This window comes from Streptomyces barringtoniae (genome assembly GCF_020819595.1).
In the GTDB taxonomy this organism is placed as follows: domain Bacteria; phylum Actinomycetota; class Actinomycetes; order Streptomycetales; family Streptomycetaceae; genus Streptomyces; species Streptomyces barringtoniae.
In genome coordinates this window covers 40658-61132 of the sequence record NZ_JAJHNP010000006.1, presented here as the reverse complement: position 1 = coordinate 61132, position 20475 = coordinate 40658, and the positions used below count along the sequence as shown (strand labels likewise).

Here is a 20475-nt window from a genome sequence, read left to right as displayed (position 1 = left end):
GCGGGACACGGTACGCCAGGGCCCGCTACCGCCCGGTGATGCCGGTCCCCGCCGGGAGCCGGACCGTGCCCGTCACGATCGCGACGCCGCCCAGGCTCACCGTCCGCGCGGACGCGCTCCGGGACGCGGGTCCCGCGGTGGCGGTGACGGTGGACGGGGAGCCGAGGCTGTCGCCCAGGTCGACGGCGATGCCGGCCGGGTGCGTGCCGGCGAGGTGGGCGGCGAGGCAGCCGGTGCTGTTGGCGTTCGCGATGTCCTCGGGCACACCGATCGACGGCGCGAACATACGGGCCGCGAGGCGCCCTGTGCGGTCCGTCGGCTGTGTGTACACATAGCAGCCGAGCAGCCCGCCGCGGTCGCAGGCCGCGCGCAGCCGGTCGAAGTCCGGGGCCAGCGAGTCGAGAACGGACCGCGCGGCCACCGGGACGAGCAGCCGCGGCCGTCCCACCGAGGCCACGCGGACGGGACCGGGCAGGGTCCGCCCGGCGAGGCCCAGGGCGTCGAGGACGGGCTCCGGTTCGCCCGGCTCCGGTGCGCGCAGGCCGACGGGGCCCAGGGTGAACTCCGCGGTGAGCCTGCCGTTGTCGCGGACGGCCCGGCCGGTGAAGACGCGTTCCCGGGTGCGGAGGGTCGCCCGGTACTTGCGCCCTCCGGCCCGCTCGGCCAGATGGGCCAGCGCGGCAACCGTCCCGTGGCCGCAGGCCGGCAGCTCCCCGGTGGCGGTGAAGAACCGCAGGGTCACCTCGGGACCCTCGGCGCCGACGTCACGCGTGGCGACGAAGACCGCGTGGGAGGTGCCCGCCAGAACCGGAACGGCCCGTCGGGTCGCGTCGTCCAGGCCGGTTTCCGGCAGCACTGCGGTGGGGCTGCCGCCCATGCCGTCCCGCACGCAGGCGTGCACCATCGCCACGCGCGGCACGGTGTCGTCAGGCATGTGGGTGTCCTTCGGCCGGGAATGCGGTGGCCCGGGGCTCTGCTTCCAGCGGCAGGCCGTTGGTCGGCTGGCTGGTCGTTCGGTGCCGGCCGGCCGGGGCCGGAACGGCCCGTCGGGTCGCGTCGTCCAGGTCGGTTACGTGCGGCACGGTGTTGTCAGGCATGTGGGTGTCCTTCGGCCGGGAACGCGGTGGCCCGGGGTTCCGCTTCCAGCGGCAGGCCGTAGGCGGCGTGCGAGAGGTGGGCCGTGTCGTGCAGCTCGTCGACCGCGTCGAGCAGGGCCCGGTGGCGCGGTGGCCATGGGGCACCGGCCGCGGGGTCCGGCCGGGTCGTCGCCCGGAGCTGCTCCGGACTCAGGCCGGCCTGTTCGGCGAGGGAGGCGGCGTGTACGCCCCACTCGTAGGCGCAGTCGGCGCGTGCGGTGACCCGGGCGATGACGATCTCGCGGTCGGGGGCGGGGAGCAGGCCGTGGCCCAGCAGTCCGGCGCCCGGCGCGAACATCCGCGAGGCCGGCTCGGGGTGACGGTGCAGCACCCGGAACAGGGCGATCGGTTCATGCCCGACGCCCGGCGGCATCCAGCGGCGCGGCGCCCGGTCGATCGGGGCGGGGTAGGGCGGGGTGAGCGGTTCGATGCGCGGCACGCGACACCTCTTGCTTCGATTTCCGAATCATCTTCGCGCTTCGGTTTCGGAAGCGCAAGGGCTCGCCGGAGGGCGAGCGTCGGGCGGGGAGTGTCAGTCGCCGGCGTCCGGATGCTCGTCCGTGTCTCCGGCGAGGGCTTCCGCCCACCGGCCCGACCAGCGCACGAGCGGCCGCAAAGCGGTGCACGCCTCGGTGCCGAGCGGGGTGAGGGCGTACTCCGTGCCGTCCCGCTGGGTCACGAGCCCCGCCTCGGTCAGTTCGAGGAGCCGCCCGCGCAGCACGCTGGAGGACATGCCGTCGCAGCGCTGCTGCAGCGCCCGGAAGCCGGTGGGCCCCTCGTGGAGTTCCCAGAGGATGCGCAGGGTCCAGCGCCGCCCGAACAGGTCGAGCGCCGCCATCAGGGGGCGGCCGGTGGCCGAGCCCCGGACCGGCCGGCCGGGTCTGGGTGTCGTCATGCCGTCCGCTCAATCCGCCTGGTGCTTCGGTTTTCGAAAACGTAGCACGCGGACGCCGACGCCTCCGCCCGACGGCTCTGTTCGAATTGACGCAGACCCACCCGCCCCTTGGGAATCTGGTGTGACGCGACGGCAATTTCCTTGCTGAGCTGGCACTTTGACGGGCCCGCGGCCTCCGTCGTTGTCAGTGCCCGGCGGTAGACTGGAAGCAGTGTTCGAGGGCATCGCCGGGCTGTCCGGCCGGTGCCCTGACCGCGACAGGAGGATGCCCGTGCCCGCTGCCGCCCTGAAGCCGAAGCCGTTGCCCACCCAGTCCACCGCCCAGCACCCCGTGCTGTTCGACTCGCCGTACGCGCCCGTGGCGAAGCGGCCCCTGCCGGCCGGACGGCCGCGCGAGTGGTACGTCACCCACAACCGCCGCCTGAAGGCCATGCGCCTCGCCATAGCCCTGCTCGACTCGGGCGTCTACCTGCCGGCCCAGGCCCGCGACGACAGGATCCGCAGCAAGGCGGAGGAGATCGGCATGCGCCCGCCGTCCGACACCACCTGCCACATGGTCCGGGCGTTCATGCGCTACAGCCGCTGACGGCCGGGACCGGCGCCGGGGGCCCCGCCCCGCGAGGGGGCGCCCGGCGCCGCAGGTCCCGCGGGATCGCTCAGCCGTAGCGCTCCAGCAGTCCGCGCACATACCCCTCCACGCGCACGCCCAGCACCTCGGGCGTCAGGTCCGTACGGCCGAGACCGCGCCACGGTCCGGCCAGTTTCTCCGCGCCGGACGCGTAGTGGAGGGCGTCCAGCAGCCGCCAGTACAGATGGTCCCGGCCGTCGGCGAGGCCGTGGCCGCCCCGCCGCTCGTACCGGTCCCGGAAGGCCAGCCCGTGCTCCGGGCCGTGCAGCAGGGCCAGCGCGGTCGCGCAGTGGGCCACGTCCAGGTCGGCCGGACCCCAGGAGGTCTCCACCCAGTCCACGACCCCGCTGATCCGCACGTCCTCGCCCGTGCCCGTGAAGAGCACGTTCCCCGGGTGGTAGTCCCGGTGCAGAAAGCGCCCCCGGTACGGCGGCGGGTCCCGGCGGATGACGTCCACGGCGCGTTCCCACAGCTCCCCCGGCGGAGTGCGCACGTTCTCGGGTGGGGTCCACGCCTGGTAGGCGCGGGGTTGCTCCGGCGGAACCACCGCGTGGATCCTGACCAGTTGGGCCGCCAGCAGATCGAGCCGCCGGTCCAGCGCCGCGCCGCCCTGCCCGTCCTCCTCGTCCACCAGGATCCGGCCCGGCAGCCCGGTCATCAGCAGGGAGGGGTGGTCGCAGTGCTCGGCCGTGGCGTCCACCGCGATCAGGGCCGGGGCCGGGACGCCCTCCTCGGCGGCGAGCAGCCCGAGGACCGCGGCCTCCCGGGACAGCAGCCCGGGCGCGTGCCGCCGGAAGAAGGGCTTCACGAAGGTGCGCAGTACCAGCTCCTCCCCGTTGTCGAGGGTGAGCCCGCGCAGCTGCGACGACCAGCCGCCCCGGAGCATCCGGGCGTCCGTGACGGTACGGCCGGCGGGCAGCTGCTTGGCCGTCCAGGCCCGGGTCGCCGCCCACCCCCGCTCTCCGTCGAGCCCGCTCACCAGCGCCGCCACCAACTCGCGCCGGTCCTCGGCATGGTCGCGGAACCACAGTCCCAACCGGTGCCCCGCCTCGGGGAGTTCGAAGCGGGTGTACTGGGCCCGCGCGGACAGAGCGTCCTGCACCGCCTCCGTCACGGCCGGCGGGATGACCGCGTCGCTGCCCGGGACCGCGAGCACCGCCCGGCCCCCGTACGTCCGGAACGCCTCCAGCGCGGGCGAGGTCCGCCAGCCGTCCGGCGTGCGGATGATCTCGCTGAACCGGCCCCGACGGTCCTCGAACGGCACGTCCCAGGCCTCGGGGGCGTAGACGGCGGGCGAGCACAGCCCGACGGCCGCCACCCGTGGGCCGTAGTGCCGTACGAGATCGGCGACCGTCTGGCCGCTCATGCTGAAGCCGACCAGAACCAGCGGATCGTCCGCCGGTGCGTGCGCGTCGAGCACCGCCACCGCCTGCTCGAAGCGTCGGCGCAGGCTCAGTTCGGCGAGCGAGCCCGTGCTCTCGCCGTGGCCCGAGAAGTCGAACGCCAGGGCGTGGCAGCCGTGCCCGGCGAACTCCGTGAGCAGGGGCAGCAGGCGCTGCTTGCTGCCGTTGCCCGCCCCGTGCAGCAGCACCGCCGTGGCCCGGCCCGGTGGACCCGCGGCCACACCACTGAGCCGTTCGCCGTCGAAGTCACAAGTGAATGCGGAGAGTTCGCTCATGGGGTCATTCACTCACGGCTCCCTCCCGCCGGGCGGAAAACGGGATGCGGCCGCCGCCACGGCCTCCCTACTCTGAACAAACGGCACGAAGCCGACACACTCCACCCCCGCCACACTCACCCCACGGAGGTCCGTCATGCGTGGCATCGTCGCATCCGCGACCGTCGTCCTGGTGATCCTCGGAATCGGAAACCATCTGTGGTGGCTCGCCGCCGTCGCGCTGCTCTACCTGTACGCGACGCACGGACGGGGTTCCCCCGGCACGCCACCACCCGCCGGCGCCGGCACCCCGCCCACGCCGGAGAACTACCGCGCCTACCGCGAGCGCCGGGACCGGCTGGCGAAGTGGGAGCGCCGCTACCGCCGGGAACGGCCCTTCGAGACCCGTCGGCAGGAGCGCGAAAAGAGCAGGTGAGGGCGTGGGGCGGCCCCGGTCACAGGCCGGGGGCGCCCCATACCGGGAACCAGCGGCCGAGGTCCTGCTCGATCCGCAGATCGTTCGCGAGCGCCGCCTTCACCTGGAGCTCCAGCGCGTTGTCCCGCCGCTCGGCAGCGCCGGGCAGGGGAGCGAAGGGGTAGAAGGTGCCCCGCTTGTAGAGGTAGACCAGCGCCAGCTTGCGGCCGTCGTCGTCCGTGAAGGCGGCCAGTGAACACAGCAGTTGCGGGCCGAAGCCGTTGATCTCCAGCGCGCTGTTCACCGCGTGCAGGTCGTTGACCAGCTCCGGCAGCTGCTCGGGGCTGCGCGCGGACACCAGCCAGGAGTAGCCGTAGTCGTCCCGGCGCAGCTCCACCGGCAGTCCGCCGCGGTCGCTGTCCGCGTCCAGCAGCGCCTGCACCTCCCGGTGAGTCTGCTCGAAGGCCGCGCCCTCCACCGTGGCGAAGCACACCGCACCGGTCCCGGTCGGTGTGAAACCGGCCGTGGCCTGCAGGGTCACGGCCGCCGAGGGCAGCGCGAAGAGCTGGTCGAGATCGGGCGCGACCGGTTTCGTACGGCCCAGCAGGATGTCGAGCAGCCCCAACGCTCAGCCCGCCTTCCCGGGAGTGGCGGCCTCGCCCAGCTCCGCCGAGATCCGGCCCAGCTGTTCCAGCCGCTGCTCCAGGGTCGGGTGGGTGGAGAAGATCCGCTCGATGCCCGGCTCCTTGCCGGTCGCCGGGGTGAAGTAGAAGGCGTTGAAGGCCTGGGCGGTGCGCAGGTCCTTGCTCGGGATCCGGGCGATGTCCCCGGTAACCTTGGTGAGCGCCGAGGCGAGCGCCGACGGGCGGCCGGTGAGATGCGCGGCCGCGCGGTCCGCCGCCAGCTCCCGGTACCGGGACAGCGCCCGGATCAGCAGGAAGCTGATCGCGTACACCGCCGCGGAGACGCCCATGATCGCGGCGAAGACGGCGGCTGTGTTCTGGTCCCGGCGGCCCCCGCCGAAGAGCTGCGAGTAGAAGGCGAACCGCACGATCAGGCCCGCCAGCACACCCAGGAAGGACGCGACCGTGATCACCGCGACGTCCTTGTGCGCCACGTGCGACAGCTCGTGCGCGAGCACGCCCTCCAGCTCGGCCGGCTCCAGCCGCCGTAGCAGCCCCGTGGTCACACAGACCACGGCGTGGTCGGGATTGCGGCCGGTCGCGAACGCGTTCGGCATGTCCATGTCGGACACCGCGACCACCGGTTTGGGCATGTCCGCGATCGCGCACAGCCGGTCGATCACCGCGTGCAGCTCGGGATACTCCTCGCGCTCCACGACCCGGCCGTGCATCGCGAACATGGCGATCCGGTCGGAGAACCAGAACTGTGCGACGAACATCGCCCCGACCACCACGACGACCAGCACCCAGGACCTCAGCAGCGCGATCAGCGCGGCGACGAAGCCCACGTACAGCAGACCGAGCAGGAACATCGTCAGACCCATGCGCACGGTCAGCCGTCGGTCGCTCCGGAAGCGGCTCTGCATCTTGCATCACCCCGCAGTCAGGCACTCGTCCCGCTGTCCAGTGTGCACCAGCCGACTCCCATGAACAGGTCCCGAACGTCCCTAGGAGCAGCAAAACGTACCTGTGGGTCGGCCGACTGTCGCTGAGCGTCCCCGGTCACCGTGCGCCGGGTACGGGCCGCCCGGCTACGACGCCCCGAACTGCAGCAGCCCGATCAGCACCATGACCGCGATCACACAGCCGAAGACCATGGCCGTCGACGCCCACGACGCCCGGCGCGGCCCCGGCTCGGGGTCGGCGCGGAAGGGTGCCGGATTCGGCGGGTTCTCCTTCCAGCGCGCGGCGAGCATCCGGGCCCGGGCCGAGGGCTCCTTGTGCTCGGCGGAATTCGCCCAGCGGTGATCGAATTCCCGCTCCCAGTCGTCCTGTTCCGTCATCCCCGTTCAACCTCTCTCGTCCGGCAGGGTCAGGAGGGATGATCCCCCGGAAGTAGGAAGTCCGGGAAGCGGGAAAAAGTTCCCTCGCCCTGGTGTCTCACGGCCTGGAACACACCGGAGGCCCCCCGGCGGAGCCGAGGGGCCTTGCAGTGGCGCCGCGTCTGTCACACGTCGAAGAAGTGACGACCTGGCTCGGTCACCTCGGCGGACCGACGGCACTGTTGCTCTGACCTGCGCGGACGTCGTCGTTGTCCTCGACGGGGTCCGAACGGACAGGCGAACGTCGCGGGCCGGATTCACAGGCGCACGAGGACCAGAGCGGTGTCGTCGGTGGCGCCACCGGGTGGGAGCAGGTCGGTGAGCACGGCGTCGGCGAGGGCTTCGGGGTCGTCCGTCTGGTGGCGCGCCAGGGAGTCGGCGAGCCGGGCAAGGCCGGTGTCGATGTCTTCGCCGCGGCGTTCGATCAGGCCGTCGGTGTAGAGCGCGAGAACGGCGCCCTCGCCGAAGGCCGCGCCAGCCTGGATCCGGGGACCGTGTTCAGGGCGCGCGGCCAGCGGCGGGTCGGTGGCCTGGTCGAGGAACTCGACGGTCCCGTCCCTGTGGAGGAGCCCGGGTGGGGGGTGGCCTGCGCAGCTGTAGGTGAGGGTGCGGGTCTCCCAGTCGATGAATGCCGTGGCGACGGTGGTGTTCTCGGCGCCGTCGAGGGTGCGGGCGTACAACCCGAGGACTTCCAGAGCGCGGGCGGGGCCTTTGCCGATGAGGCAGGCGGCGGTGAGGGCGCTGCGCAGTTGTCCCATGACGCAGGCCGCGGGCAGGCCGTGGCCGACGACGTCGCCGACGGCGACGGCGATGCGGTCGCCGGGCAGGTCGACCAGGTCGTACCAGTCGCCGGCCACGTTCAGCGCTTCGGCGGCGGGCCGGTAGCGTACGGCCGCCTGATGCCGGCCGGCCGGGCGCAACGCGGGCAGCATGGATTCCTGCAGGGTCAGGGCGACTTCACGGGCGCGGATGAGTTCGGTGACGTCCTCCACCCGATGCAGCAGCAGCGCCACCCGTCCATCCGACCCGAACACCGGGATGTTGGTCATGTTCACGTACCGCTCGTGCCACACTCCGGGCTCGTCCGGGTCCTCCTTGTCGTAGCGCTGCAACGCCACGATGCTGCGCTCACCGGTGCCCGCCGCCTGGCGCAGTGACGCCAGAACCCGGAGCAGGAGAGGCTCAGCGGGGGCTTTTTCGGGGTGGTCATCGGGCACGAAGCGACCGACCACCTGCTCGCGGGCAAGGCCCCGGAGGCGCAGGAACTCCGCGTTGGCGTCCGCGTAGACCAGCTGCGGAGTCACCAGCGCCACCGCCCCGGGAAGGGCCTGGAACACCGCCGCGTAGTCCACCGCCGGTACCTTCATGACGTGCCTGCCTTGCCCCGCAGCTCTGTCTCTTTTTCACGATACGGGCCGTCCGCGGATGCCGGCCTGCAGGGACCTGTGCCCGCCCGCCTCGTGCGCCGGCCGGCGCGTGCCGAACTCCTGGCCCGCGCCGTTTCCCGCCCCCCGAGGGCACCGCCCCGCATCCGTCCCACCGTGAACGGCGCTGCGAGCGGGGTGGAGCCCGATGCAAGTCGGTTCCCGAGCGACCCACTCACATCCGCTGGACTTTCGTTCGACTCCAAGGCGCGAGATCCTGGCACTCCGACTACGACCAGCGACGAAATACGGAGTCGTACGCATCTCACGCGTCGCGGCACCCACCTCGTACTGATGCGGCCTTCAGCGCGGCGGGCACCGTCGCGACTTCCCGAAGGAGGTCGAGCAATGGCTCTCCCGTCGTACCGTGACCGCAGAAGCGCGGCAGCACCGCCACGGCTCCCCGGCCGGGCCAGGAACGCACGAAGACTGGGCACGGCCGCCGCCGTCACGGCGACGCTCCTGTCGGGCTGCGGCACGAGCACGCCCAGGGCGGCCCCGCACTCCAGCAGCCCCGGCGTCTCCCGGACGCCGTCCACCGCGCCTTCCCACGCCCCTTCGTCATTCAGTCCGGATTTCACCGCCACCGCCACCGCGTGCACCAACAGCACGAAGCTGGCCGGGTGGTCGAACCGTCGGCTGGCCATGCTGACCGTCGCCGTCCCGGTGTCGGAGACCTCGGTGTCCGACATCACCTCCGAGGTGAGCGCCGGTGCGGGCGGTGTGCTGCTGTTCGGCAGCAAGGCGCCGTCAGACCTCGGCTCCCGGTTGACCACCCTGAAGACGCATGTACCGGGCCATGTGGGCCTGTTGGTGATGACCGACGAGGAGGGGGGTGGCATCCAGCGCATGGCGAACCTCGTCGGTTCCCTGCCCTGGGCCGCCTACATGGGCACGCACTGGACCCCGGCACAGATCCAGCAGAACGTCACCAAGGTCGCGACCAAGATGGCGGCCGCCCAGGTGAACATGGACCTCGCGCCGGTGGTCGACGTCGACGGCAGGAACGTGGCTCCCAGCAAGACCAACCCCGACGGGTTGCGGTCCTTCAGCGGCAGCACCCCGGTGGTCTCCAAGGACGGTGTCGCGTACATGAACGGGTTGCGCGCCGGAGGTGTGATACCCGTCGTCAAGCACTTCCCGGGCCTCGGCGGCTCGAGTTACAACTCCGACTTCGGCCCCGCCCGCACCCTGCCCTGGTCCACCCTGCAGAAGGTGGCCATCCCGCCGTTCACAGCGGCCATCAAGGCCGGCGCCCCGGCCATCATGGTCTCCAACAACACCGTGCCGGGCCTGGGCACCAACCCGGCGAGCCTGTCCCCCACCGCCATCACCTCCGAGCTGCGCGGCAAGCTGGGCTTCAAGGGGCTCGTGGTCACCGACTCGCTCAGCGCCAAGGCGATCTCCGCAGCCGGCTTCAGCGTTTCCACCGCCGCCGTCCAGGCCCTGCGCTCCGGCGCCGACATGGTCATGTTCGACCTGGGCGGCAACACCGGCTCCCAGACCTCCTCGATCGCCACGGCAATCACCAACGCGGTGGCCGGCGGGCACCTCGCCCGCAGCCGCCTCATCGACGCGGCGGGGCACGTCCTGGCCGCCCGACACGTGAATCTGTGCTCCTGAGCACGAAGGGGCTCAACAAAGAAGAGCCGGCGGTGGCCGGACAGCCGGGAGCGGGCCGAATGCGCCCGCGGTGCCCAGGCAAAAGGCCGTCGGCCGGCTCTCCTGCGCGAGGAGAGCCGGCCGACGGCCCACAGACGGCCCAGGGGAGCGGTCACCCGCTCTGACCTGGGGCGATATCACACGTCGAAGTACAGCTCGAACTCGTGCGGGTGCGGACGCAGCTGCAGCGGCGCGATCTCGTTGGTGCGCTTGAAGTCGATCCACGTCTCGATCAGGTCCGGCGTGAAGACGTCGCCCTGGAGGAGGAACTCGTGGTCGGCCTCGAGCGAGTCGAGGACGGCCGGCAGCGAGGTCGGGACCTGGGCGACGTTCGCGTGCTCCTCGGGAGCCAGCTCGTACAGGTCCTTGTCGATCGGCTCGGCCGGCTCGATCTTGTTCTTGATGCCGTCCAGACCCGCGAGGAGCAGGGCGGAGAAGGCCAGGTACGGGTTGCCGGAGGAGTCCGGGGCGCGGAACTCGACGCGCTTGGCCTTCGGGTTGGAGCCGGTGATCGGGATGCGCATGGCCGCGGAGCGGTTGCGCTGCGAGTACACCAGGTTGATCGGCGCCTCGAAGCCCGGCACCAGACGGTGGTACGAGTTCACCGTCGGGTTGGTGAAGGCCAGCAGCGACGGGGCGTGCTTGAGGATGCCGCCGATGTAGTAGCGGGCGGTGTCCGACAGGCCCGCGTAACCGGCCTCGTCGTAGAACAGCGGGTCGCCGTTGCTCCACAGCGACTGGTGCACGTGCATGCCCGAGCCGTTGTCACCGAAGATCGGCTTCGGCATGAAGGTCGCGGTCTTGCCGTTGCGCCAGGCCACGTTCTTCACGATGTACTTGAAGAGCTGCAGGTCGTCGGCGGCGGCGAGCAGGGTGTTGAACTTGTAGTTGATCTCCGCCTGGCCGGCGGTGCCCACCTCGTGGTGCTGGCGCTCGACCTGCAGGCCGGCCTTGCCCAGCTCCAGGGAGATCTCCGCGCGCAGGTCGGCGAAGTGGTCGACCGGCGGGACCGGGAAGTAGCCGCCCTTGTAGCGGACCTTGTAACCACGGTTGTCCTCGAGGGCACCGGTGTTCCAGGCGCCCGCCTCGGAGTCGATGTGGTAGAAGGACTCGTTCGCGCTGGTCGCGAAGCGGACGGAGTCGAAGACGTAGAACTCGGCCTCGGGGCCGAAGTACGCGGTGTCCGCGATACCGGTCGACGCGAGGTAGGCCTCGGCCTTCTTCGCCACGTTGCGCGGGTCACGGGAGTACTGCTCGCCCGTGATCGGGTCGTGGATGAAGAAGTTGATGTTGAGGGTCTTGTCGCGGCGGAACGGGTCCACACGGGCGGTGGACAGGTCGGCGCGCAGGGCCATGTCGGACTCGTGAATGGCCTGGAAGCCGCGGATCGAGGATCCGTCGAAGGCGAGCTCGTCGTCCGGGTCGAACGCCTCGACCGGCACCGTGAAGTGCTGCATCACGCCCGGCAGGTCGCAGAAGCGGACGTCGATGAACTTGACGTCCTCGTCCGCGATGAACTTCTTGGCCTCGTCGGCGTTCTGGAACATCCAGCTCCTCCTACTCCCGACCGTCCTCGCCGGGGTGGTAGATCGTTCGTGCAGCCAGTGCGGTGGCACACGCTGGTCTTGACCCTAGGGACGGGTGATTTCTCGGGCGTGACCCGTTTGTTTCGCAGAAGTTAACCGGCCACGTGTCCACGGTAGCCCCGACACACCCCTCGCCACAGTGCGCGAATCCGGGCGCAGTACCGTTGACGGGTGGACAACAGGCAAGCACTCGGATCGTGGCTCTCCGGGCCCCGCGCGGCCATGGAAGAGGCCGGTGCGGACTTCGGCTACCGAGGTGAGCAGCTCGGCCTCCCCGAGGAGGGACCGAACTCTATCGCCCGCCAGGGACGGCGGCTCGGCGCCCTCGCCCTGGACTGGGCACTGAGCGTTCTGATCGCATACGGCCTGATCACGAACGGCTACCGGGTGCCTGCGACGAGCAACTGGGCGCTCGGCGTCTTCTTCGTCATGAGCGTGCTGACCGTGGGCACGATCGGCTTCACCCCGGGCAAGCGGCTCTTCGGCATCAGGGTGGTGGCTCTGGAGACCGGCACGGTCAATCCGCTGCGGTCGCTGCTTCGCACGGTCCTGCTGTGCCTCGCGATTCCGGCGCTGATCTGGGACCGGGACGGCCGCGGGCTGCACGACAGGCTGGCGAAGACCGTAGAGGTCCGGATCTGACCGTTCCCGGCCGCGGGTCCGCACCCGCGCCCGGCCGTCGTCCAGATGCCGCCACCCGGTTGCCCGGTCGAACCGGCGGCTGCATCGTCGCCGTATGACCGATGCTCAGGATGTGATGGCGGCCGAGGTGACGCCCGAGGAGTTCCGGGACGCCATGGCGCGCTTTCCGTCGGGCGTGGTGGTGGTCACCGCCTGCTGCGAGGACGGCACCCCGCGCGGCTTCACGGCGAGTTCCTTCTGCTCCGTCTCCCTGGAGCCACCGCTGGTCCTGGTGTGTCTCGCGGAGACGGCCGACTCCGCGGCGGTCTTCGCGCGGTGCGACCACTTCGCGGTGAGCGTGCTGGCCCCGGAGCACCAGCCGCTGGCCCTGCTGTTCGCCACCAAGGGCGCCGACAAGTTCTCCGACGCCCTGCTGCAGCCGAGCCCCTTCGGCCCGACGGTGCGGCAGGCGCCCGTACAGCTGGACTGTGCCGCATACGCGCGTTACCCGGCCGGGGATCACACGATCCTGATCGGCCGGGTAACGGGAGTGCGGCTGGGCGAGGGTTCGCCGATGGTCTACTGCGAGCGGGAGTTCCGGCGCCTGTGCTGACCGGCCGCGCCGCGGGGTCAGCGGCCCTTCGGCATCCGCATGCCCTTGGGCATGGGCCCCTTCGGCAGCGGCATGTTGCTCATCAGGTCGCCCAGGGCCCGCAGCCGGTCGTTGGTGGCCGTCACCTGGGGACCGGTGAGCACGCGCGGGAACTTCAGCAGGGTCGTACGCAGCTTCTTCAGCTCGACCTGGCCCTCGCCGGTGCCGACGATCACGTCGTGCACCGGTACGTCCGCGACGATCCGGTTCATCTTCTTCTTCTCGGCGGCCAGCAGGCTCTTCACCCGGTTCGGGTTGCCCTCGGCGACCAGCACGATGCCGGCCTTGCCCACGGCCCGGTGCACCACGTCCTGGCTGCGGTTCATCGCCACCGCCGGAGTCGTCGTCCAGCCCCGGCCGATGTTGTCCAGCACGGCGGCCGCGGCGCCCGGCTGACCCTCCATCTGGCCGAAGGCGGCGCGCTCGGCCCGGCGGCCGAACACGATCGCCGTCGCCAGCAGCGCGATCAGCAGGCCGAAGATGCCCAGGTAAACCGGGTGGCCGAGCAAGAAGCCGATCACAAGGAAGACAGCGAGGGTGCCGATGCCTACGGCCCCGAGTACAAGACCGATCTTCGTGTCGACCTTGCGGGTCATCTTGTAGGTGAGAGCGATCTGCTTCAGTCGCCCTGCGTTCGCGGCGTCCGCCGCGGTTTCCTTCCTCGCCATGTCACGAAGTCTACGTGGCCCCGGGAGTGCCGACGACGGCAGTGCCCGGTGCACGTCCGGTGGGCTCAGGAGCGGCCGGCGGCCTGCTCCAGGACACGCTGCGCCTCCACCCGGTCCTTGGCACGCCGGCGGTCCTCCAGCACGGAGGTCCACGCGTTGCGCCGGGCGGTGCGCTGACCGCTGCTCATGAGCAGGGACTCGACGGCGCGGAGAGCGTCGGTGAAGGACGGGATGGCGGTGGCGCGTACGGGCGCGGCCTGCATGATCGAGGTCCCCCCTCGGAGCGGACGGTGTACGAGGCGTGATACCAGAGTCACTGATTGGTGTTACCAGGGCGTGTCCGACCGGTCAAACACCAATGAAGCCTTGATACAGAGCACTGAAACGCTGACGCGGCCCTGATGCCCGCCCTCATCAGCGAGGACGGTCAGGACCGCGTCGACTCGGCCATTACTGGCCAGTAGCTACTTGTGCGCGAATTCACACGCGCGGGCTCACACCGCCTGGGTGGCGACGAACGAACCACGCTTCTCGACGGCCATCTGATAGAGGCGCCCGGCCCGGTACGACGACCGCACCAGCGGACCCGACATCACACCGGAGAAGCCGATCTGCTCGGCCTCCTCCTTCAGCTCCACGAACTCGTGCGGCTTCACCCAGCGCTCGACGGGGTGGTGCCGGACGGAGGGGCGCAGGTACTGGGTGATGGTGACCAGCTCGCAGCCGGCGTCGTGCAGCTTCTTCAGCGCCTCGCTGACCTCCTCGCGGGTCTCGCCCATGCCGAGGATCAGGTTCGACTTGGTCACCAGGCCGTGGTCGCGGGCCTCGGTGATGACCTTCAGGGAGCGCTCGTAGCGGAAGCCGGGGCGGATCCGCTTGAAGATCCGCGGGACCGTCTCGACGTTGTGCGCGAAGACCTCGGGGCGGGAGGAGAAGACCTCCGCCAGCTGCTCGGGGACCGCGTTGAAGTCGGGAGCCAGCAGCTCGACCTTGGTCCGGCCGCCCTCTCGGCCCGCCGTCTGCGCGTGGATCTGGCGCACGGTCTCCGCGTACAGCCAGGCGCCGCCGTCCTCCAGGTCGTCGCGGGCGACGCCGGTGATGGTGGCGTAGTTCAGGTCCATCGTGACCACGGACTCGCCGACGCGCCGCGGCTCGTCGCGGTCCAGGGCCTCGGGCTTGCCGGTGTCGATCTGGCAGAAGTCACAGCGCCGGGTGCACTGGTCGCCGCCGATGAGGAAGGTCGCCTCGCGGTCCTCCCAGCACTCGTAGATGTTCGGGCAGCCGGCTTCCTGGCACACGGTGTGCAGGCCCTCGCTCTTCACGAGGTTCTGCATCTTCGTGTACTCGGGACCCATTTTCGCCCGGGTCTTGATCCACTCGGGCTTGCGCTCGATGGGGGTCTGGCTGTTGCGGACCTCCAGGCGCAGCATCTTGCGTCCGTCCGGTGAGACTGCGGACACGTCGGCTCCCTGTGACTTCGATTCTTCGGCGTACACCAGGGTACGCCCGTGCTCATTGCGCCCTGCCGGGGAGATCAACCTCGCGGTCGCAGGCCGCATTCCCCCACGTCCGGCCGGCTCAGGCGGACGCCTTCTCGATCACCCGCGGCTTCAGGTCCGCGTTCTCCAGGACGTCCCGCAGGTGCTTCTCGGCCACCGGCAGGACCTCCTCGATGGTGATGTCCCGGTCCAGCTCGGCCGCGAGGGAGGCGACCCCCGCGTCCCGGATCCCGCACGGGATGATCCGGTCGAACCACTTGTTGTCGGGGTTCACGTTGAGGGCGAAGCCATGCATCGTGACGCCCTTGGCGACCCGGATGCCGATCGCGGCGATCTTGCGGTCCTCGCGCCGCTGGCCCGCGTTGGACGGGGCGTACTCGGGGCCGTTGAGGCGGGGGTCGAACTCCGGGTCGCTCATCCGCGGGTCGAAGTCCAGGGACAGCCCGCCGAGCGCCGGCCGCTGCTCGATCGGGTCGCCGAGCACCCACACGCCGCTGCGGCCCTCGACCCGGGTGGTCTCCAGGCCGAACTCGGCGCAGGTGCGGATCAGCGCCTCCTCCAGGCGCCGTACGTGCGCGACCACGTCCACCGGGCGCGGGAGCTTCTGGATCGGGTAGCCCACCAGCTGGCCGGGGCCGTGCCAGGTGATCTTGCCGCCGCGGTCCACGTCGATGACCGGGGTGCCGTCCAGCGGACGCTCGCTGTCCTCGGTGCGGCGGCCGGCCGTGTACACGGGGGGGTGCTCCAGGAGGATCACGGTGTCCGGGACCTCGTCGGCGAACCGGGCCGCGTGCACCCGGCGCTGCTCGTCCCAGGCCTCCTGGTAATCGACGGCATCCGCACCGAACCCCATGCGAACGAACCGCAACTCACTCACGGCAAGGGCCTCCCTCAGCGAACCGGTGTGTCAGGCACGTAACGCGCCCACGCCACTGTACGTCCGACCGGCGTACGTCAGCCCTGCGGGCGTTCCTCACACGATCGGATGAATGCCCCGTGGAATGTGCGATCGCCTGCTCACCCTCCGCTACATTCGCGCCGTTCGTGAGGCCATAAGGGCTGCTCAAAGGCAAACCGGGCACTTCGACAGGCCCGGAAGGCAGGAGACCGCACCGCAGATGACGGACCGACCCGCGCAGCGCACCCCCAACCGCCAACTCGCCGCGCTCATCGCAGAAGCGGGGTTCTCCAACGCGGGTCTGGCCCGTCGCGTCGACCAGCTCGGCCTCGAGCACGGGCTCGACCTCAGATACGACAAGACCTCGGTCACCCGCTGGCTGCGCGGACAACAGCCCAGGGGTACGACCCCAGCCCTGATCGCCGAGGTCTTCACACGCCGGCTCGGGCGCCGGCTCACGGCCCAGGATCTCGGCCTGGACGCCTGCGCGCCGGTGTACGCCGGGCTGGAGTTCGCGGCCACCCCGGAAGAGGCCGTCGACATCGTCGGCGGGCTGTGGCGCAAGGACTCCGGCAGCCACGCCGAGCTGCGCAAGATCGCGTTCACCCCGGCGGGGCTCGTGGTGCCCAGCCGGGACTGGCTGATCGGCAAGCCTGACGACAAGGTGGCCCGTGAACCGGTACCCCGGGTGCCCGCGCAGGTCCGTCCCGCCCCGGTCAAGCCCCAGGGCCGGCCGCTGCCACTGCCACCCCGGGCGCGCGGGCACGCCGACCGCGCCCCCGGCCAGAGGGTGACAGGGGGCGACATCAACGCGCTGCGCTCGGTCGGCGAGCTGTTCCGCACCCTCGACGACCGGTACGGCGGCGGCCACGCCCGGCAGGCCCTGGTGCGCTATCTGGAGCACGAGTGCGAGCCGATGCTCCGCGGCAGCTACGACGAGCAGACCGGCCGCAAGCTGTTCGGCGCCGCCGCCGACCTGACCCGGCTCGCGGGCTGGACCTCGTACGACATCGCCGCGCACGGACTCGCCCAGCGCTACTTCGTGCAGGCCCTGCGGCTCGCCCAGGCGGCCGGCGACCGGGCGTACGGCTCCTACGTCCTGGTCACCATGAGCCGGCAGGCCGTCTATCTCGGCCACGGCAGGGAGGCCGTACAACTCGTCCGTGTCGCCCAGCAGGGCATGGGGACCGGCGGCCCGCCGGTCGTGCAGGCGCTGCTGCACGCCTCCGAGGCGAGGGCGCACGGCGTGCTCGGCGAGGTGCGGGCGTGCACGGCGGCGCTCGTGCGGGCCGAGCGCGCCCTGGAGGCGGCCCGGCCCGGGGACGAGGTGCCGTACTGGGCCAAGTTCTTCGACGAGGCGCAGCTCGCCGACGAGTTCGGGCACTGCCACCGGGATCTGCAGCAGTTCCGGGCCTCCGCCCAGCACGCCGAACGCTCGCTCCAGCTCCGTGCGCCCTCCTACGTCCGCAGCCGGCTCTTCTGCCGCGTCGTCCTCGCCACGGCCCGCCTCGGCCTCGGCGAACTCGACCAGGCGTGCACCCTGGCCGCCGAGGCCGCCGGGCAGGCGGCGGAGATGCGGTCCGCCCGCGCGATCGAGTACGTGCGGGACTTCGAGCGGCGACTGGAGCCGTATCGGGATGCGGCACCGGTGCGGGGGTATCGCGAGAAGGTCGCGGCGCTGGGATGAGGGTGCCCTGAGCAGGCTCGCCGCGATCCTCTATGCCGCTCGCGGCAACGTCGGTGCCGGGTCGGCCCGGTTCAGGGAACCCCCGGCGCCCAGGTCGGCCAGGATCGCCGCTGCCGCGCGGTGGGCGGAGTGCAGGGCGCCCTGGAGCGTGCTGGTGTCGCGGTGGTCGCCGCAGACGTAGAGGCCGGCCAGCAGGCGTACCGGACGGCGCAGGTCGTGGGGCGGGCGCATGGCCGGGACCGCCTCCGGGGTGTGGTGCACCGCCAGCGTCTCCCAGCGGCGCGTCGAGGTGCCGTAGAGGCGGGAGAGGTGGATGCGGACGGCGGTGTCGATCCCTTCCGGCGGTGTGCCGAGCACGGTCGAGGAGATCAGCACCCGGCCGACCGGCGCCCGGCTCGGGTCCACGGTGCTGAGCACCGCCGTGTGCGCCACCGGCCCGCCGCGGTCGGCGTCCAGCAGCAGCGAGGTGCCGGTGGAGAAGCCCGTCGCCGGGTCGTCGGTGGTGTGGTGGACCACCGTCACCGGGTGGAAGTCCGGCACCCTGAGGCCCGGCAGCAGCTCCGCGGCCGCCCGTGCGTCGGTCGCCAGCAGCACGGCCCGGCAGCGGATCTCGCCGTGCTCGGCGGTGGCCACCGAGGTCGTGGCCACCGAGGTGACCCGCACCCCGGTGTGCACGGTGCCCGGCGGCAGCGCCCGCGCCAGCAGTTCCGGCAGTACGTCCGCGCCGCCCTCCGGCACACACAGCCGGCCGCTCGCGAAGGCGCGCAGCGCGAGGTCGGCGCATCGGCTGGAGGTGGTCAGCTCCGGGTCGCACAGCAGGGTGGCGAGCAGCGGCCGCAGAAAGCCGTCGACCGTGCGCGGCGGCATCCCGCGCTGGGCGAGGGCCTGGCGGGCGGCCATCTCCGGGCGGGCCAGGATGCGCTCCACCGGGGTGGCGGCTATCCGCCCCAGCGCGGCGCCGAGCCGGGCCTGGTCCACCGCGCCGCCCACCGGCGCGCCGGCCCGGCCCGGGGTGGCCGCCGGTCCCCTGGGGGCGCTGGCGAGGGCGCGCACCACATGGAGTGCGCCCCTTGCGCCCCGTGTGCTCCCTCCGGCCGCCGGTGCGCCCGCGCGGTGGGTGCGTCCGTCGCGGTGCAGCAGGACGCCCGGCGCGAAGGCGCGCAGGACCAGGGAGTCCAGGCCCGGGGTCGTGCGGAGTTCGGGGTAGGACGTGGACAGCAGCTGTCCGATGCGGTCGAGCCGGAAGCCGTCGACCTTCTCCGTCGACATGCGGCCGCCGACGCAGGGGGCGGCCTCGAGGACGACGGTCGAGATTCCTGCGCTGGTCAGCCGATGAGCCGCCGAGAGTCCGGCGATTCCGGCTCCCACGATGACGACGTCCACCTGGTACGCGGGCTCAAGCACGAGGCCCCTCCTGTGGTTGCGCGGCCGGTGGAGACGTCATGCCCCCAACTGGCTCCGGGGATACCCGAGTTCGCCTCGAGGTTAGGTCCGAGATCGGTCACGAACAGTCGCGCATCAACAGGGCACGGTCGCATAGAGGTCGCATACGGTCACGTCCGTTCGCCGGCGTTGCAGACGCCCGGCTCACCCCGCGGAACGGATCGCCTCCTCGATCCCCGGGAACGCGAACCGGAACCCCGACTCCAACAGCCGCTTGGGCACCACCCGTTGGCTGCTCAGCACATCCCCCGCCATTTCGCCCAGCACCGCCCGCAGCACCGGCGCCGGGACCGCGAAGGGGGCGGGGCGGTGCAGCACGCGGGCCATCGCCGCGGTGATCTCACGGTTCGTCAGCGGCTGCGGGGCCGTCAGGTTGAACGGCCCGGAGAGGGTGTCGTGGTCGATGAGATGCCGGATCGCGGCGACCTCGTCGTGCAGCGCGATGTACGACCAGTACTGCCGACCGTCGCCCAGCCTCCCCCCGAGCCCCGCCCGGAACAGCGGGAACAGCCGCCCCCAGGCCCCGCCGCCACGCGCCACCACCAGGCCCGTGCGCGCGAACACCGTCCGCACGCCCGCCTCCTGCGCGGGCGCCGCGGCCTCCTCCCACTCCACGCACAGCGAGGGCAGGAAGCCGTCGCCCGGCGGGGCGTCCTCGTCCACCGCCCGTTCGCCGGTGTCGCCGTAGATGCCGATGGCGCTGCCGCTGACGAAGACCCGCGGCGGCTCGGGCAGTGCGGCCACCGCCTCCGCCAGCGCGGCCGTCCCCAGCACCCGGCTGTCCCGCAGCAGCCGCTTGTACGACGGCGTCCAGCGCCGGTCACCGATGCCCGCCCCGGCCAGGTTCACCACCGCGGCACAGCCGGTCAGCCCGGCCGCGTCCACGTACTGACCCTCGGGGTCCCAGCAGACCTCGTACGGGCCCGCGGCCGCCCGCCGTACCAGTCGTACCACCTCGTGCCCGTCCGCGGTCAGGGACCGCACCAGGGCGCTGCCGATGAGCCCGGACGCGCCGGCCACCGCGATACGCATACGTTCCATGGCCCCAGCATGCCCGCCGAAAACCCCGGGAGGTGCTCCGGCGGGCCGCCGTAGGGTGATCGTCATGCCGGAGCCGTACATACGCATCGCCGTGCCCGCCGACGAGGAGCAACTGGCCGCCCTCGACCGGGCCACCTGGTCCACCCTGCACGCCGTGTCGCCCCCGCCGGAGGGGCCGTTCTTCGACGAGCGCCACCTGCCGGAGGACTACCTGGTCGCCGAGGCCGACGGGCAGGTCCTCGGCTATGTCCGCATCGCCCGCCCGACCCGGCTCGCCGCCAACGCGCACGTCCTGCAGATCCAGGGCCTGGCCGTGGCCGACGACGCCCGCGGGCAGGGCCTCGGTCGCGCGCTGATCCGGGCCGCCGTCGAGGAGGCGCGCGGGCGCGGCGCACGGCGGCTGAGCCTGCGCGTGCTCGGGCACAACGCCCCGGCCCGCGCGCTGTACGAGTCCGAGGGGTTCGCCGTCGAGGGAGTGCAGCCGCAGGAGTTCTTCCTCGACGGCGCCTACGTCGACGACGTGCTCATGGGCCGGCGCGTCTGACCGCCGGGAGCCGG

The 20475-nt window shown here is 71.8% G+C and carries 23 protein-coding genes; 7 read left to right on the top strand and 16 right to left on the bottom strand.

Features of this window, described 5'->3' with window-relative positions; translation table 11 throughout:
- Window positions 1-25: 25 nt before the first annotated feature.
- The 4 genes from LMU33_RS11845 to LMU33_RS11830 all read right to left on the bottom strand — a co-directional run bounded on the left by LMU33_RS11845 (window position 26) and on the right by LMU33_RS11830 (window position 2031).
- Window positions 26-934 carry a PhzF family phenazine biosynthesis protein gene (locus tag LMU33_RS11845; protein ID WP_228619866.1) on the bottom strand — a complete coding sequence of 303 codons (909 nt, stop codon included), beginning with the start codon at window positions 932-934 and terminating at the stop codon, window positions 26-28.
- Complete coding sequence (locus LMU33_RS11840) at window positions 927-1097, bottom strand: hypothetical protein (RefSeq protein ID WP_228619864.1); 171 nt, start codon at window positions 1095-1097, stop codon at window positions 927-929. The genes LMU33_RS11845 and LMU33_RS11840 overlap by 8 nt, the downstream gene beginning before the upstream one ends.
- The gene (locus tag LMU33_RS11835) at window positions 1090-1575 is read right to left on the bottom strand and encodes a carboxymuconolactone decarboxylase family protein (protein WP_228619863.1); all 486 of its coding nucleotides are present in this window, start codon (window positions 1573-1575) and stop codon (window positions 1090-1092) included. Before LMU33_RS11835 ends, LMU33_RS11840 begins: the two co-directional genes overlap by 8 nt.
- Window positions 1576-1668: 93 nt before the next feature.
- Window positions 1669-2031, bottom strand: coding sequence for a winged helix-turn-helix transcriptional regulator (locus LMU33_RS11830; protein WP_228619861.1), 363 nt, complete (start codon window positions 2029-2031; stop codon window positions 1669-1671).
- Between the two features lie 271 nt (window positions 2032-2302).
- Here LMU33_RS11830 and LMU33_RS11825 point away from each other — a divergent pair, with 271 nt between their 5' ends.
- Window positions 2303-2617, top strand: coding sequence for a hypothetical protein (locus LMU33_RS11825; protein ID WP_228619860.1), 315 nt, complete (start codon window positions 2303-2305; stop codon window positions 2615-2617).
- A gap of 70 nt (window positions 2618-2687) precedes the next feature.
- Here the strand turns inward: LMU33_RS11825 and LMU33_RS11820 are convergent, their stop codons facing one another.
- On the bottom strand, window positions 2688-4337 hold the full coding sequence (locus LMU33_RS11820) for an alpha/beta fold hydrolase (protein ID WP_228619858.1): 1650 nt from the start codon (window positions 4335-4337) through the stop codon (window positions 2688-2690).
- Between the two features lie 136 nt (window positions 4338-4473).
- On the opposite strand from LMU33_RS11820, the gene LMU33_RS11815 reads away from it, so the two are divergent.
- Window positions 4474-4752, top strand: coding sequence for a hypothetical protein (locus tag LMU33_RS11815; protein WP_228619856.1), 279 nt, complete (start codon window positions 4474-4476; stop codon window positions 4750-4752).
- Window positions 4753-4771: 19 nt separating this feature from the next.
- Here the strand turns inward: LMU33_RS11815 and pspAB are convergent, their stop codons facing one another.
- The 4 genes from pspAB to LMU33_RS11795 form a co-directional block, all read right to left on the bottom strand.
- Window positions 4772-5356, bottom strand: a complete 585-nt coding sequence (gene pspAB, locus LMU33_RS11810) for a PspA-associated protein PspAB (protein WP_228619854.1) — start codon at window positions 5354-5356, stop codon at window positions 4772-4774.
- Between the two features lie 3 nt (window positions 5357-5359).
- The gene (htpX, locus tag LMU33_RS11805; RefSeq protein ID WP_228619853.1) at window positions 5360-6280 is read right to left on the bottom strand and encodes a zinc metalloprotease HtpX; all 921 of its coding nucleotides are present in this window, start codon (window positions 6278-6280) and stop codon (window positions 5360-5362) included.
- 165 nt (window positions 6281-6445) lie between these two features.
- Window positions 6446-6697: an SCO2583/SCO2584 N-terminal domain-containing protein gene (locus tag LMU33_RS11800; protein ID WP_228619851.1), complete on the bottom strand. Its 252-nt coding sequence runs from the start codon at window positions 6695-6697 to the stop codon at window positions 6446-6448.
- Window positions 6698-6993: 296 nt separating this feature from the next.
- Complete coding sequence (locus LMU33_RS11795) at window positions 6994-8103, bottom strand: PP2C family protein-serine/threonine phosphatase (RefSeq protein ID WP_228619849.1); 1110 nt, start codon at window positions 8101-8103, stop codon at window positions 6994-6996.
- A 405-nt stretch (window positions 8104-8508) separates the two neighbouring features.
- Here LMU33_RS11795 and LMU33_RS11790 point away from each other — a divergent pair, with 405 nt between their 5' ends.
- Window positions 8509-9783: a glycoside hydrolase family 3 N-terminal domain-containing protein gene (locus LMU33_RS11790; RefSeq protein WP_228619847.1), complete on the top strand. Its 1275-nt coding sequence runs from the start codon at window positions 8509-8511 to the stop codon at window positions 9781-9783.
- Window positions 9784-9959: 176 nt separating this feature from the next.
- On the opposite strand, the gene glnA is transcribed toward LMU33_RS11790, so the two are convergent.
- Window positions 9960-11369 carry a type I glutamate--ammonia ligase gene (glnA, locus tag LMU33_RS11785; RefSeq protein ID WP_228619845.1) on the bottom strand — a complete coding sequence of 470 codons (1410 nt, stop codon included), beginning with the start codon at window positions 11367-11369 and terminating at the stop codon, window positions 9960-9962.
- 210 nt (window positions 11370-11579) lie between these two features.
- Here glnA and LMU33_RS11780 point away from each other — a divergent pair, with 210 nt between their 5' ends.
- On the top strand, window positions 11580-12050 hold the full coding sequence (locus LMU33_RS11780; RefSeq protein ID WP_228619843.1) for an RDD family protein: 471 nt from the start codon (window positions 11580-11582) through the stop codon (window positions 12048-12050).
- Between the two features lie 94 nt (window positions 12051-12144).
- Window positions 12145-12642, top strand: coding sequence for a flavin reductase family protein (locus tag LMU33_RS11775; RefSeq protein WP_283844123.1), 498 nt, complete (start codon window positions 12145-12147; stop codon window positions 12640-12642).
- Between the two features lie 17 nt (window positions 12643-12659).
- Here the strand turns inward: LMU33_RS11775 and LMU33_RS11770 are convergent, their stop codons facing one another.
- The 4 genes from LMU33_RS11770 to lipB all read right to left on the bottom strand — a co-directional run bounded on the left by LMU33_RS11770 (window position 12660) and on the right by lipB (window position 15725).
- Window positions 12660-13349: a DUF4191 domain-containing protein gene (locus LMU33_RS11770; RefSeq protein ID WP_228619842.1), complete on the bottom strand. Its 690-nt coding sequence runs from the start codon at window positions 13347-13349 to the stop codon at window positions 12660-12662.
- A gap of 65 nt (window positions 13350-13414) precedes the next feature.
- Window positions 13415-13612, bottom strand: a complete 198-nt coding sequence (locus tag LMU33_RS11765) for an SCO2195 family GlnR-regulated protein (RefSeq protein ID WP_228619840.1) — start codon at window positions 13610-13612, stop codon at window positions 13415-13417.
- Between the two features lie 231 nt (window positions 13613-13843).
- Window positions 13844-14809: a lipoyl synthase gene (lipA, locus tag LMU33_RS11760; protein ID WP_228619839.1), complete on the bottom strand. Its 966-nt coding sequence runs from the start codon at window positions 14807-14809 to the stop codon at window positions 13844-13846.
- Window positions 14810-14927: 118 nt separating this feature from the next.
- Complete coding sequence (gene lipB / locus LMU33_RS11755) at window positions 14928-15725, bottom strand: lipoyl(octanoyl) transferase LipB (RefSeq protein ID WP_228619837.1); 798 nt, start codon at window positions 15723-15725, stop codon at window positions 14928-14930.
- A 241-nt stretch (window positions 15726-15966) separates the two neighbouring features.
- Here lipB and LMU33_RS11750 point away from each other — a divergent pair, with 241 nt between their 5' ends.
- The gene (locus LMU33_RS11750) at window positions 15967-17433 is read left to right on the top strand and encodes an NsdA family TPR-like regulatory protein (protein WP_228619835.1); all 1467 of its coding nucleotides are present in this window, start codon (window positions 15967-15969) and stop codon (window positions 17431-17433) included.
- Between the two features lie 30 nt (window positions 17434-17463).
- Here LMU33_RS11750 and LMU33_RS11745 read toward each other — a convergent pair whose 3' ends face one another.
- The gene (locus LMU33_RS11745; protein ID WP_228619833.1) at window positions 17464-18837 is read right to left on the bottom strand and encodes an NAD(P)/FAD-dependent oxidoreductase; all 1374 of its coding nucleotides are present in this window, start codon (window positions 18835-18837) and stop codon (window positions 17464-17466) included.
- A gap of 183 nt (window positions 18838-19020) precedes the next feature.
- Window positions 19021-19917, bottom strand: coding sequence for a TIGR01777 family oxidoreductase (locus LMU33_RS11740; RefSeq protein ID WP_228619832.1), 897 nt, complete (start codon window positions 19915-19917; stop codon window positions 19021-19023).
- 64 nt (window positions 19918-19981) lie between these two features.
- On the opposite strand from LMU33_RS11740, the gene LMU33_RS11735 reads away from it, so the two are divergent.
- On the top strand, window positions 19982-20461 hold the full coding sequence (locus tag LMU33_RS11735) for a GNAT family N-acetyltransferase (RefSeq protein ID WP_228619830.1): 480 nt from the start codon (window positions 19982-19984) through the stop codon (window positions 20459-20461).
- The last annotated feature ends 14 nt before the right edge of the window (window positions 20462-20475 follow it).